A 12,454-nucleotide genomic window follows, 5' to 3' on the forward strand; every position below is an offset into this window, starting at 1 on the left:
CGGGCAATCTCCTGGCGGCGGCCGACCGTATACAGAGGTGTGTCGGGTTTCCGGTCTCCTGTGGGCCGCCTCCCGGACGAGGCACTGTTGTCCGGGCTGGCCACCGGTGATCCGGAACTCGCCGTCACCTTCGTCAGGAGGTTCCAGCACAGGGTCTTCGGGGTCGCCATGGCCGTCACCGGGGACCCGCAGCTCGCCGAGGACATCGCCCAGCAGACATTCGAGCGTGCGTGGCGTCATGCGCAGATCTACGACTCGCGCCGCGGGTCGGTCACGACCTGGCTCACGACCATCGCGCACAACCTCGCCATCGACGCCGTCCGCGCGCGGCGGACGGAGCCGGTGGCACCCGAGGACCTCGACGGCCTGGTCGGCGTCGTCACCGAGACCCCCGAGCAGTGGGCGCTGGCCGACGAGGCCTCCTCCCAGCTCCGGGCCGCACTGGCGCGGCTGCCGCGGGAACAGGCCCGTGCCCTGGTGATGGCCGGCATCTACGGCATGACGGCCCAGCAGGTCGCCGATTCGGAGAACATCCCGCTGGGCACCGCCAAGACGCGGATCAGGACAGCGATGGCAAAACTGCGGATGACACTCGCGTCTCCGAACCGAGGCGACCATGTCCAGTGACGTGAACTGCGAGAAGCTGCGCGAGATCGGCGCCGAGCTCGCGCTGGGCGTGCTGCCCGGACGTGAGCGCGCCGCGGCGGTCGCGCATCTGGACCGGTGCGCCGACTGCCGGGAGCACGTCGAGCAACTGACCCTCGTCGGCGACCGGTTGATCGGGCTGCTGCCGGACGGCGAGCCGCCGGTGGGGTTCGAGACCCGGGTGGCCCGCAGGCTGGCCCAGGACGCGGCGGCGCACGAGCGGCGCCCGAACGCCCGCGCGTCCGGCCTCGCGCACCAGGGCCTGCGTGGCCGCGCCCGCCGGGCCCGGCTGCGGATCGCGGCCCTCGCCTCCGCGCTCGCGATCGCCTTCGGCTTCGCCGGCTGGGCGATCGGCACCGCCGTCCAGGAGGTCACGGCGTCGCCCCCGGCCGCCGTGGAGAGCGAGCCCATGCTGGTCGGCGACATGACCTCGGCCGGCGACGGCGGGCAGCCCGTCGGCGAGGTCTACGCCCACCCCGGCACCCCCGGCTGGGTCTTCATGGCCGTCGCTCTCGCCGGCCCCGGCACCCCGTACAGCGGCAAGGTCACCTGCCTGCTCGAACACTCCGACGGCACGACGGTGCGCGTCGGCGCCTTCCACCTGCGCGACGGACACGGCGACTGGGGCGCGTCGACCGCCGTCGATCCTGCGGCGGTCTCCGGCGCCCGCATCGTGTCCTCCGACGGCACCGTCCTCGCCAGTGCCCGTCTGCAGACGGGCCAGGTCGTGACCCGGGTGCAGTGACCCCGGCACCCGGCGGGCCTCAGGCCCGGGAGGGCAGCGTCGCCTCCAGGGCGGCGGCCAGTTCGGCGACCGTGGGCCGGGACGATGCATCGGCCCGGAGACAGCCGTCGACGGCAGCGGCGAGTGCAGGCGGCAGCCGCCGCCGGGACGTGACGGGCGGGGCGCTCCGCTCCAGCTGCGGATACCGCTCGGCCGGGCCACCGGCACCGGCACCGTCGTCGTCCCGCCCCGTCCCGTCGCAGGGCTCGTCGTCCCCGCTCTCGGCCCCCTCGAACGGCAGGCCGCCGCAGGCGGTCTCGAACAAGGTGATGCCGATGCCCCACACGTCGGCCGCGGCCGTGAGCGGTCCGCCGCGTGCCTGCTCCGGAGCGAGATAGCAGAACGTGCCCACTCCCGCGGGCGCGGGCCCGGGCGGCCGCGCCACGCTCAGGTCCAGCACCTTCGCATGACCGCAGTCCACCACCACGTTGGACGGCTTCAGGTCCAGGTGCAGCAGGCCCTGACCGTGGAGGTAGTGGACCGCGGAACACAACTGCACCCCGAGCAGCGCCACGTCGGCGGCGGCCGGCCGGCGCCGCAGCCGGTCCAGGAGGTGGGAGAGCGTCTCACCGGTCAGGGTCTCCAGGACGACGAGCGGCTCGGGTGACTCGACGGTCTCGTAGGCACGGACCAGATGGGGATGGGTGAAGTCACGCAGCCACCGGCCCTCGCGCAGCAGTCGCTCGCGCAGCCGCTGCTCGCCCCGGCGGTCGGGGCGCACCGCCTTGATCACGCAACGGCAGGCCCGCTCCTTGCTCCAGGCGTCGTAGAGGTCGAGCCAGCCGGTGCGCGTCAGATGCGCCAGCACCTCGTAGCCCGGGAGGGGGCTCGTGCCCGGTGCGAGGGGAGGCAGGGCGGAGTCGCTCACGAAAGGATCTTCCCCTCCGGCGCGGACCCGGTCATGGCGTGCAGCCGGTGCAGCCGGGCGTATGTCCCGGCGCGCCGGAGCAGGTCGTCGTGGGTGCCGTCCTCCACCACCCGGCCGCCGTCGAGCACCACGATGCGCGTGGCGTCCCGGACGGTCAGCAGGTTGTGGGAGATCACGACGGTCGTCCGCCCGGCCATGAGCCGGCGCAGCGGGTCCATGATCCGCCGGCCCGACCGGACGTCGAGCCCGGTGGTCGGCTCGTCCAGCAGCAGCACCGGTGCGTCCCTGATCATCGCGCGCGCGATCGCCAGGCGCTGGCACTGCCCGCCGGAGAGGGTCCGGCCGCGCTGGCCGACCATCGTGTCGTAGCCCTCCGGGAGCGACGCGATGAACTCGTGGGCGTCCGCGGCGCGCGCCGCCGCGACGATGTCGGCCTCGGTCGCCTCCGGCCGGCCGTAGGCGATGTTCTCCCGCACGGTGCCGTGGAAGACGAGCGTCTCCTGGAGCACCACCGCGACGTTCTCCCGGACGTCCGCGAGGCGCAGGGTGCGCAGGTCGTTCCCGTCGAGGCGGATCGCTCCCCGGTCGGGGTCGTAGAAGCGCAGCTGGAGCTTCGCCACCGTCGACTTGCCGGCCCCGCTGGCCCCGACCAGCGCCAGCGTCTCGCCGGGTGCCACGTGGAAGGACACGTCCGACAGCGCCGAGGCCGAGCTGCCGGGATAGCGGAACCAGACGCCGTCGAACTCCACGTCACCCCGCGTCCGGCCGATCCGCCGGGCACCCGGGGCCTCGGTCACCTGCGGGCGCTGGTCCAGCAACTCGATGATCCGTTCGGCCGAGGCGGACGCCGCGTAGAAGGTGGTGCCGAGCCGGGACAGGCCGCGGACCGGGCTGTAGAGCTTGCCGATCAGCGCCACGAAGACCAGCAGCCCGCCCAGGGTGAGCTGCCCCTGGGCCAGCTTCCAGGTGCCCAGGCCCATGACCGCGAGGCCGCCGGTCACCTCGATGATCTCGACGACGGGTCCGTAGACGGCACGGATCCGCGCCGAGGCCATCGCCGCCCGGAACCGGCCGGCGCTCTCCCGCTCGAACCGGCGCTCCTCCCACCGCTGCCGGTTGTACGCCTGCACGAGGAGGACGTTGCCCAGCGACTCCTCCGCTATCGCGCTGATCGAGCCGCTGAGCCGCCTGCGCTCCCGTGACGCCTCCTTGATCAGCCGCGAGAAGTGCCGGCCGGCACCCCAGAACAGCGGCACGATGGCGAGGGCGAGCAGGGTCAGGTCCCACCGCAGGTAGAACAGCAGGCCGAGGAAGACGCCCAGCCGGATCACGTAGTAGAGGGCGTCCGCCACTCCGGAGAGCAGGAACGTCTCGACCGCGTCGACATCGCCCGTGACCCGGGAGAGCACGTCCCCGAGCCGCCGGCGTTCGAAGAAGCCGAGCGAGAGCCCCTGGACGTGCCGGAACACATCGGCGCGCAGAGACAGCAGGAAGCGTTCGCTGACCCAGGTGGACGTCACGTCGTCGGCGAACCCCAGGATGCCGGAGCACAGGACGAGCCCCAGATAGGCCGGCGCGATCCACAGGAACGGCCGCAGATCCCGGGGCACGAGCACATCGTCCACGACGATCTTGAAGAGCCAGATCTCCGCGGCGTCGACGGCGGGACCGACCAGGCTGAAGAAGACGACGGGCACGAGCCAGCGCCGGCCGCCGCGGGTGTACGGCCAGAACCGCCGGAACACCGCGCTGGGCGCCACCGGAGGCGCAGCCGCTACCACGGCGTCGGAGGCCTCGCCCACCGACAGCAGACGCCGCAGGACATGCGCCATGGCATGCGTTCCTCGGGGATCGGCGAAGCGGACCGGGTCCTCCCGTCTCCGGTCCGCTCAGCCCTCGGATGAGATCAGTAGCCGTTGTGGCCGTGGCGGTCGCCGTGGTCGCCGTGATCGTGGCGGTCGCCGTGGTCGTGGCGGTCACCGTGGTCGTGACGGTGCCCGTGCCGTGAAGTGTCGCGGTTCGACGTGCTGTCGCCGTGGTCCCGGCGTTTGGCCGGCATGAGACTGCTGAAGATGGCCATGTCGTTCCTCCTGGAACTTGCTTCACAGGGGATACGGCTCAGGGCGGGGCTTGGATGGCAATCCAAGGTAAAGATGATATTACAGGTTAAAGGTGGAAGAATGCCCTAATTAACCCAGTCGCGCGGCCAGCCCCCCGGTGCACCGCACCTCGTCGCCCGCGGTGATCAGCAGTCCCTCGACGTCCGGCAGCGACTCCAGCCAGGCCAGCCCCGCCCGCGACCCCATCGCGAACGCCGCCGTGGCCCAGCAGTCCACCCAGGTCAGCCGCGGCCCGACCACCGTCACCGCCACCAGGTCCGTCACCGCCGGCCTGCCCGTACGGGGATCCACGATGTGCGCTCCGCGCTCGGCCGTACCGGAGGTGGCCACCGACAGTTCGTCCACCCCGGCCGTCGAGATCACCGCCGCCAGCCCGCCCGGGCGCAGGGGATCGGCCACCCCCACCCGCCACGGCCGCTGCGGCTCCGGCGCGCCCAGCAGCTGGACGTCCCCGCCCCCGTTCACACTGACCCCGCACACCCCGTCCACCGCCGCCAGCAGCCGCGCCGCCCGCTCGGCGGACCAGCCCTTCACGATCCCGGTCGGGTCCAGTGACCCCCGGTAGCGGGTGCTGAACCACCCCTCGCTCACCCGCTCCGCCTCGGCCGCCAGCTCCAGCACCTCGGCCACCTCGGGAGCGCACCGCGCCACGGGCAGCTCGCCCCGGGCCAGCCGCGAGACCTCGCTGTCCTCGCGGTAGGTGGAGAAGAGCGCGTCGGCCCGGTGCAGGCCCGCGACCGCATCCTGAAGGGCCTCGCGTACCGCACGGGGTTCCCCGCCGCGGACGTCGAAGGAGAAGACGGTCCCCATGACCTCCTCCGCATGACGCACCGCGGCGGGAGCTTCAGCCGGCTCGGCCACCGCGTCAGCCACCGGCCTGGTCCAGCGCCGACTGCAGCGACTGCTTGTAGCCGGTGCTGGTGTAGGTGGCTCCGGAGACCGCGTCGATGTTCGCGGTCCCGGCCGCCACCGCCTCCTGGTTGAGCCTGGGCACGGCGAGCGCGGTCTTCTGGTCGCTGAGGCCGCCCTTGGGCGCCTGCACCGCCTCGGCCTTGCTGATCTTGCCGTTGCCGACCGTGATCCTGACCTGGACCGTGCCGTACTGGGTCTGGACGGCCTTGCCGGTGACGGTACGGGCCTGGGCCTGGGCCGAGCCCGAGGAGCCCGAGGACGAACCGGAGGAGGAGCCCGACGACGCCTTCACCTTGTCCAGCGCCGACTGGAGCGACTTCTTGTACCCCGTGCTCGTGTACGTCGCCCCGGACACCGCGTCGATCTGCGCACTCTGCGCCGCGACGGCCTCCTGGTTGAGCCTGGGCACGGCGAGGGCGGTCTTCTGGTCGCTGAGGCCGCCCTTGGGTGCCTGCACCGCCTCCGCCTTGGTGACCTTGCCGTTCGCGACGGTCAGCCGTACCTGGACGGTCCCGTACTGGGTCTGGGTCGCGTCACCGGTCACCGTCCCGGCCGCCGCCCCCGCGGACTGCGCACCGCTCTGCTGACCGCCCTGCGGCGATTCCTGCCCCGCCGCGGTCTGCTGCGGGGCCGCGCCCGCCGCCGAGGCGGCGGCCGGATCCGACGCGGGCTTGAGCGACAGCAGCAGCACGACACCGGACACGGTGGCGGCCGTGGCCAGCACGACACGCCGCATGGGGTGGCTCTTCCTCATCGCTTACAGCTCCCGCTCACATCTCGAACGACTCGTGGTGGATACGGCGCGCAGGGACCCCCGCGCCGCGCAGTGCCTCGTACACCGACTGCGCGAACCCGGGCGGGCCGCACATGAAGACATCGTGGTGATCGATGTCCGGGATCTTCCGCTGGAGGTTCTCCGCGGAGATGTCCGGCCGCTCGCCCTCGGGGCTGTTGACCGCGTACATCAGCCGGGCGCCCCGCTCCTTGGCGATCGCGGCCAGCTCGTCCCACAGCGCCAGGTCCTGGGTGGTGTTGGCCCGGTAGAGCAGGGTGATGTCACCGGACGCCCCGGGCAGCGTCTCGAACAGGGCCCGCATCGGCGTGATGCCGACCCCGCCCGCGACCAGCAGCACCTTGCCCTTGCTGCGCCGCTGGGCGGTGAGCGCGCCGTACGGTCCCTCCGCCCACACCCGGGTGCCGGGCGTCAGCTCGCGCAGCCGGGCGCTGTGGTCGCCGATCGCCTTGACCGTGATCCGCAGCATGTCGGGGCGGGGCGCCGCCGACAGCGAGTACGGGTGCGAGCTGAACCGCATCCCGGGGGCGAGGAACCGCCAGCGGAAGAACTGACCCGCCTCCGCGCCCATCCGGTGCAGCCTCCGCCCGCCGATCAGCACCGACACGATGCCCGGCGTCTCCTCGATCACCGCTTCCACCCGCATGCGGTGACGGAGGTTCAGCCGGATCGGGGTGAGGATCCGGTACCAGAGCACCAGCGCGGTGACCGAGCCGTACAGCACGTACCAGAAGGTCTTGGCGGTGGGCTCGACCGCGAAGTCGTTGCCGGTGGTGATCTGGTGCCAGAACGTCAGGAACACCGCCGCGTACGTGAGCAGGTGGACGTGGTACCAGGTGTCGTACGGCAGCCGGCGGCGGACCGGGCCGACGGACGTCAGCCCGATGAGCACGAACAGGGCCATGCCGATGGCGGCCTTGCCCATGTCCGGCAGCTGGTTGATGGAGTCGATGGTCTGCTGGACGATGTCGCCGAGCGACTTGCCGGCCTGGAGCGCGTACCCCCACATGGTGAGGAAGACGTGAGCGAGGATCAGACACAGGGTGTACCGGCCGCTCATAGCGTGCCAGCGGGCCACCCGGTCGGAGCCGACGCGCCGTTCCAGCGCCGGTACGCGCGCCATCTGGAGCACGACCAGCGCCATCAGGTAGCCGGCCAGCAGGCCGGTGATCCGGCCCGCGTTCAGGATCTTGCCGTTGTCGTCGGCGATGGACGGGGTGTTGTGCCACCAGAGCCACAGCACGGCCACCGCGCCCGCCCAGACCGCGAGCAGCAGCGGTACGGCCGGGGAGCGGCGCGGGCGGATGCGGCGCATCGTCTGGCGGCGGGCGGCACGTCCGCCTGCGAGCGTGGTGGTCACGGTTCCTCCGGGGGGACTTGACCCTTGGCCCACAGATACGTGCCGCATGCGCTGAGTGTTCAGAGGCCCGCCGAGTCCAGTGCGGACTGGAGTGACCGGCGGTAACCGTCACTGGTGTACGTGGCTCCCGAGACCGTGTCGATCTGCGCGCTCTGCGCCGCCAGCGCCTCGCGCCGCAGCTGGGGGAGGGCGTAGCCGTTGATCTCCTGGTCGCGCGGGTTGTCCTGTGGGTAGCTGACGGCCGTCAGGTCCGTGAGTCTGCCGCTCTTGATCGTCACCCGCACCCGGACCGGTCCCCACCGGGTCTGCACGGTGTCGCCGGTGACGGTCCTGGTGCCGGTTCCCGGCGCACCCGAACTGCTCGACGAAACGGGCGACTTGGTGCTCGCCGTCGCCACCGTGGGGCTCGTGTGCGGCTTGAGCGACAGCAGCAGCACCATGCCGGAGACGGTCGCGGCACTCGCCAGCACGATGCGGCGCAGGGGACGGTTCTTCTTCAACGCGTGCACGGGTAGGCCTCACAGCTCGAACGACTCGTGGTGGATACGGCACCCCGGCACCCCGGCCGCCCGCAGCGCCCCGTACACGTCCTGGGCGAAGCCGTGCGGGCCGCAGAGGTAGACGTCGTGCCCGGCCAGGCCCGGGAAGGTCGCGCTCAGCGACTGGGCCGTGATGCCGGGGCGCTCCCCGCGCGGCCCGTTGAGCGCGTACCGCACCTGCGCGCCCCGCCACCTGGCGATCGCCTCCAGCTCACCGCCCAGCGCCAGGTCCTCGGCACAGCGCGCCCGGTAGAGCAGGGTGACCTCGCCGGGCAGCGTCTCGAACAGCGCGCGCAGCGGGGTGATGCCGACACCCGCCGCGATCAGCAGGGACCGCTGCCCGGTGGCCCGGTCGGCGGTCAGGGAGCCGTACGGGCCCTCCGCCCACACCCGGGTGCCCGGCCGCAGCAGCGGGACGGCCGCACTGTGGTCGCCGAGCGCCTTGACGGTGATCCGCAGCAGGTCCGGGCGCGGCGGCGCCGACAGGGAGTACGGCGTCGACGTCCAGCCCATGCCCTCGCCGAGGAACCGCCAGCGGAAGAACTGCCCCGGCCGCGCACCCAGTTCGTCCAGGTGCCGCCCGCGTACGACGACCGAGTACACGCCCGGCGCCTCCTTGTGCACCGACTCCACGCGCAGCCGGTGCCGGCGGTTGAGCCGGACCGGGGCGAGGACGCGGAACCACAGCACCAGGGCCGCCGCCCCGAGGTACAGCGCGTACCAGGCGGCGGTGGCCGCCGGCTTGCCGTTGAACTCGTCGCCGAGGGCCACCTGGTGCCCGAAGGCGATGAAGACGGCCGCGTACGTGAGGAGATGGACGTAGTACCAGAACTCGTAGCCGGTCCGGCGGCGCACGGCCCGCGCCGAGGTGACGCCGACCGCGAAGAGGATCACCGTGCCGGCGGTGGCCTTGAGCATCTCCGGATAGTCCAGGACGACGGTGACCGCCTCGTGCCACAGCGAGGCCCGGTCCTGGACGGCGTACCCGGCCAGGATCAGCACGATGTGTGCGATCAGCAGGCAGATCGTGTACCGGCCGGCCATCGCGTGCCAGCGCGCCACCCGGTCCGAGCCGATCCGCACCTCCAGCAGTGGCACCCGCGCCATCAGGCCGACCAGCACCGCGCAGGCGTACCCGCACAGCAGCCCGGCGATCCGCCCGGCCCCGGTCAGCCAGCCCGCCGTACCGACCACCGTCCCCGTGTCCGCCCACCAGAGCGCGACCACGGCCGCCGCCCCCGTCCACAGCACGGCCAGTACGAGCCCCGCTGGGGAGCGGCGCACGGCCGGCGACCCGGGCGGGGCCGCGAGCCGCTCGTCCACGGTGGTCATGAGAGTCGTCCCTTCGTTCGTCGTGCCGGGCCACTGTGCGTGCCGAAGCTCTGAGGGACCTCTGAGCGGCCGCCGCATTCAGCCGACTCAGAGGAAACTCAGAGGTGCCCGGGCGGCCGGCCCCCCGCCGCACGAGCGATGCTGGTAGACGCGATGAACACCACCCGCTCCGGCCGCCCGGCCCTCACCCGCCCCGACGGCACTGCGCTGCGCGTCCTCGTCGTCGACGACGACCCCGACCTCGCGGAGGTGCTCACCGGCGCCCTGCGCTACGAGGGCTGGGAGGTGCGCGCGGCCGGCGACGGCGCCTCGGCGGTCACCGCCGCCCGCGAGCTGCTGCCCGACGCCGTCGTCCTGGACGTGATGCTCCCGGACACCGACGGCTTCGCCGTGCTGCGCCGGCTGCACGAGGTGAAGCCGGACGTCTGCGTGCTCTTCCTCACCGCCCGGGACGCGGTCGAGGACCGCATCGCCGGCATCACGGCAGGCGGCGACGACTACGTCACCAAGCCCTTCAGCCTGGAGGAGGTCGTCGCCCGGCTGCGCGGACTGCTGCGCCGCGCGGGCATGGCCCGCCAGCTGGAGGAGGGGCCGCGGCTGACCGTGGGCGACCTGGTCATGGACGAGGAGGCCCGCGAGGTGACCCGGGCCGGCGAGCTGATCGAACTCTCGCCGACCGAGTTCGAACTCCTCCGCTTCCTGATGCGCAATCCGCGCCGGGTGCTGAGCAAGGCGCAGATCCTCGACCGGGTGTGGTCGTACGACTTCGGCGGCCGGGCCCATGTGGTCGAGCTGTACATCTCCTACCTGCGCAAGAAGGTGGACGCGGGCCGCGAGCCCATGATCCACACGGTGCGCGGAGCGGGCTACGTCCTGAAGCCGGTGCCCAGGTGAGGTTCATGAGGTCCGTACGACGCCTGCCTCGGCCCCGCACCCTGCGCGCCCGCCTGACCGTCGGCCTGGTGATCCTGCTCGCGCTGAGCTGCGCCGCAGTGGGACTCGCCGCGGTCGTCGGACTGGACGGCTTCCTCACCCAGCGCCTGGACGAACAGCTCGCCCAGGTCGGCACCCGGTTCCCGCAGAGCCTGGAGCACAACGGCCTGGTGCCCGACGACCTCCCCCAGTCTCGAAAGGACTCGACCGGGGGGACCCCCATCGGCGACGAGCACGGCGACACCCGCCGGATGGCCACCGGCACCTTCGGCGCCCGCCTGCTGGACGGCGCGGTCACCAACAAGGGCCTCATCCGCTCCGGCGACCCGTCCGCCGATCTGAACGTCGGCCTGACGGCAACGGACCAGAAGCGGCTGGCCGGGGTCCCGGTGGACGGCAGACCCCACACCGTCGAACTCTCCGCCCTGGACGACTACCGGGTCGTCGCCACCGCGGGCCGGGACAAGGACGTCCTGATCGTCGGCCTGCCGCTGGAGCCCGTCCAGGCCACGGTCCACCGCCTGGAACTGGTGGCCGCCATCGTCTTCGGCCTGGCCCTCGTCGTCACCGGCGTGGCCGGGGCCTGCTGGGTCCGCTGGTCGCTGCGTCCGCTCAGCAGGGTCGCCGCCACCGCCACCCGGGTCAGCGAACTCCCCCTGGCCAGCGGCGAGGTGACCCTGCCGCCCCGGGCCCCGGACCCCGACTCCCGCAGCGAGGTCGGCCGGGTGGCGGCCGCCTTCAACCGCATGCTGGGCCACGTCGAGGACGCCCTGACCAAACGCCACGCCAGTGAGGAGCGGCTGCGCCGCTTCGCCGCCGACGCCAGCCACGAACTGCGCACCCCGGTCGCCTCGGTCCGCGGCCACGCCGAGCTGGCCTTGCTGCACCCCGGTCCGGTGCCACCGGAGGTGACCCGCGCCCTGGAGCGCATCGCCGCCGAGTCCTCCCGCATGGGCGAGATGGTCGACGACCTGCTCCTGCTGGCCCGCCTCGACGCGGGCCGCCCCCTGGAGCGCGGCCCGGTCGACCTGACCCGCCTGGTCCTGGACGCGGTGACGGACGCGAGGGCCGCGGGCCCCGGCCACCGCTGGACCCTGGACCTCCCCGAGGAACCAGTGACGGTACCGGGCGACACCCACCGCCTCCACCAGGCACTGGCCAACCTGCTGGCCAACGCCCGTCTGCACACACCCGTGGGCACAAAGGTGACGGTGACCCTGGAGACCGAGGTCGGCTCGGCCCGCCTGTCGGTCCACGACGACGGCCCCGGCATCCCCGAGGAGGTCCAGCCGGCCGCCTTCGAACGCTTCACCCGGGCAGAACACCGCCGCCGCCCGGATGCCTCCGGCAGCGGGGCGGGGCTGGGCCTGTCGATCGTGGTGGCGGTGGTGGAGGCGCATGAGGGGAGGGTGGTGCTGGAGAGCAGGCCGGGGGCGACGACGTTCACCGTACGGCTGCCCCTGGGCGAGGTCAGTAGCGAGTGATGGCCGTGGCGCCGTCCGTGGTGCCGATCGCGATATGCGCGCCGGGGCCGGCCCACTTCAGGATCCGCTGCGTCGCATCCTCGGGGACGGAGACGCAACCGGCCGTGGCCGCCTTCCCGTTGACGTGCAGAAAGATCCCGGCCCCCCGCCCCCGCACCGGCCGGTCGTAGTTGAACCCGATGACCAGCCCGTACGCGTACTGCGTCCGGTAGGAGCTCAGCTGCTCGGACTCCGAGGCGCGGCAGTCGGCCGGAAGAGGATCCGCCCAGCGGTTGTACGCGGCGGAGTCGACGTCCTCGCACCACCACGAGCTCTCCTTCACCGTCCGGTACTCGACCCGCGTACCCCCCGGCGCCGGCTTGATCCCGAACCCGAACGGCAGGTCGTACAGCCCGGTCGGCGTCGTGTTCGTCCCCTGCTCGCGCGCACCCCCCTCCACCAGCCCCTTCGCGCCGAACCGCGCCGGTGCGGACCCGGCCCGCACCCACTGCCCGTCCCGCAGGTCCCACCAGGTGACCGTGCCCGACGTCGCGTCGGTGCCCGGCGCCTCGGCGGTGATCAGCTGGGTACCGCCCCCGGTGTCCGCCATCCGCGCGGGCAACGGCGCCGGCCCGCAGCCGGGCGTGGCACCGAGGAGGCAGACGGACGCGGACGCGAGGGCGACGACGGCACCGGGGCGCATGG

General features: G+C 72.9%; 12 protein-coding genes. 4 read left to right on the top strand and 8 right to left on the bottom strand.

All coding sequences use genetic code 11. The features are described 5' to 3' along the window. Positions 1–39: 39 nt before the first annotated feature. Both AQI88_RS12310 and AQI88_RS12315 read left to right on the top strand, forming a co-directional pair. Positions 40–627, top strand: a complete 588-nt coding sequence (locus tag AQI88_RS12310; protein ID WP_066996581.1) for an RNA polymerase sigma factor — start codon at positions 40–42, stop codon at positions 625–627. Next, a complete protein-coding gene (locus AQI88_RS12315) occupies positions 617–1,390 on the top strand; it encodes a hypothetical protein (protein WP_066996584.1) in 774 nt (257 codons plus the stop codon). Before AQI88_RS12310 ends, AQI88_RS12315 begins: the two co-directional genes overlap by 11 nt. A 19-nt stretch (positions 1,391–1,409) precedes the next feature. Here the strand turns inward: AQI88_RS12315 and AQI88_RS12320 are convergent, their stop codons facing one another. The 7 genes from AQI88_RS12320 to AQI88_RS12350 all read right to left on the bottom strand — a co-directional run bounded on the left by AQI88_RS12320 (position 1,410) and on the right by AQI88_RS12350 (position 9,353). Further along, positions 1,410–2,297 (bottom strand): serine/threonine-protein kinase, encoded by an 888-nt coding sequence (locus AQI88_RS12320; protein ID WP_066996587.1) that lies wholly within the window; start codon positions 2,295–2,297, stop codon positions 1,410–1,412. Next, positions 2,294–4,129, bottom strand: a complete 1,836-nt coding sequence (locus tag AQI88_RS12325) for an ABC transporter ATP-binding protein (protein WP_066996590.1) — start codon at positions 4,127–4,129, stop codon at positions 2,294–2,296. The genes AQI88_RS12320 and AQI88_RS12325 overlap by 4 nt, the downstream gene beginning before the upstream one ends. A 357-nt stretch (positions 4,130–4,486) precedes the next feature. Continuing rightward, positions 4,487–5,227, bottom strand: a complete 741-nt coding sequence (locus tag AQI88_RS12330; RefSeq protein ID WP_066996593.1) for an FAD:protein FMN transferase — start codon at positions 5,225–5,227, stop codon at positions 4,487–4,489. A gap of 55 nt (positions 5,228–5,282) precedes the next feature. Then, positions 5,283–6,083: an FMN-binding protein gene (locus AQI88_RS12335; RefSeq protein WP_208615767.1), complete on the bottom strand. Its 801-nt coding sequence runs from the start codon at positions 6,081–6,083 to the stop codon at positions 5,283–5,285. Positions 6,084–6,099: 16 nt separating this feature from the next. Continuing rightward, positions 6,100–7,482 carry a ferredoxin reductase family protein gene (locus AQI88_RS12340; protein WP_066996600.1) on the bottom strand — a complete coding sequence of 461 codons (1,383 nt, stop codon included), beginning with the start codon at positions 7,480–7,482 and terminating at the stop codon, positions 6,100–6,102. Positions 7,483–7,541: 59 nt separating this feature from the next. Further along, the gene (locus tag AQI88_RS12345; RefSeq protein ID WP_066996603.1) at positions 7,542–7,991 is read right to left on the bottom strand and encodes an FMN-binding protein; all 450 of its coding nucleotides are present in this window, start codon (positions 7,989–7,991) and stop codon (positions 7,542–7,544) included. A 9-nt stretch (positions 7,992–8,000) separates the two neighbouring features. Then, positions 8,001–9,353: a ferredoxin reductase family protein gene (locus tag AQI88_RS12350; protein ID WP_066996606.1), complete on the bottom strand. Its 1,353-nt coding sequence runs from the start codon at positions 9,351–9,353 to the stop codon at positions 8,001–8,003. A gap of 153 nt (positions 9,354–9,506) precedes the next feature. Between AQI88_RS12350 and AQI88_RS12355 the strand changes: the two genes are divergently transcribed. Continuing rightward, on the top strand, positions 9,507–10,247 hold the full coding sequence (locus AQI88_RS12355; RefSeq protein WP_066997171.1) for a response regulator transcription factor: 741 nt from the start codon (positions 9,507–9,509) through the stop codon (positions 10,245–10,247). Between the two features lie 5 nt (positions 10,248–10,252). Beyond that, positions 10,253–11,770 carry a HAMP domain-containing sensor histidine kinase gene (locus tag AQI88_RS12360; RefSeq protein WP_066996609.1) on the top strand — a complete coding sequence of 506 codons (1,518 nt, stop codon included), beginning with the start codon at positions 10,253–10,255 and terminating at the stop codon, positions 11,768–11,770. Here AQI88_RS12360 and AQI88_RS12365 read toward each other — a convergent pair. Then, positions 11,757–12,452 carry a L,D-transpeptidase family protein gene (locus AQI88_RS12365; RefSeq protein WP_066996612.1) on the bottom strand — a complete coding sequence of 232 codons (696 nt, stop codon included), beginning with the start codon at positions 12,450–12,452 and terminating at the stop codon, positions 11,757–11,759. The two genes, AQI88_RS12360 and AQI88_RS12365, sit on opposite strands and share 14 nt — an antisense overlap. Between the last annotated feature and the right edge of the window lie 2 nt (positions 12,453–12,454).

This window comes from Streptomyces cellostaticus (genome assembly GCF_001513965.1).
Lineage (GTDB): Bacteria > Actinomycetota > Actinomycetes > Streptomycetales > Streptomycetaceae > Streptomyces > Streptomyces cellostaticus.

Bases quoted from the DNA above. Each gene is read 5' to 3' on its own strand.
- AQI88_RS12315 (WP_066996584.1), top strand. From the start codon at position 617: ATGTCCAGTGACGTGAACTGCGAGAAGCTGCGCGAGATCGGCGCCGAG.
- AQI88_RS12325 (WP_066996590.1), bottom strand. From the start codon at position 4,129: ATGGCGCATGTCCTGCGGCGTCTGCTGTCGGTGGGCGAGGCCTCCGAC.
- AQI88_RS12330 (WP_066996593.1), bottom strand. From the start codon at position 5,227: ATGGGGACCGTCTTCTCCTTCGACGTCCGCGGCGGGGAACCCCGTGCG.
- AQI88_RS12335 (WP_208615767.1), bottom strand. From the start codon at position 6,083: ATGAGGAAGAGCCACCCCATGCGGCGTGTCGTGCTGGCCACGGCCGCC.
- AQI88_RS12350 (WP_066996606.1), bottom strand. From the start codon at position 9,353: ATGACCACCGTGGACGAGCGGCTCGCGGCCCCGCCCGGGTCGCCGGCC.
- AQI88_RS12355 (WP_066997171.1), top strand. From the start codon at position 9,507: ATGAACACCACCCGCTCCGGCCGCCCGGCCCTCACCCGCCCCGACGGC.
- AQI88_RS12360 (WP_066996609.1), top strand. From the start codon at position 10,253: ATGAGGTCCGTACGACGCCTGCCTCGGCCCCGCACCCTGCGCGCCCGC.
- AQI88_RS12365 (WP_066996612.1), bottom strand. From the start codon at position 12,452: ATGCGCCCCGGTGCCGTCGTCGCCCTCGCGTCCGCGTCCGTCTGCCTC.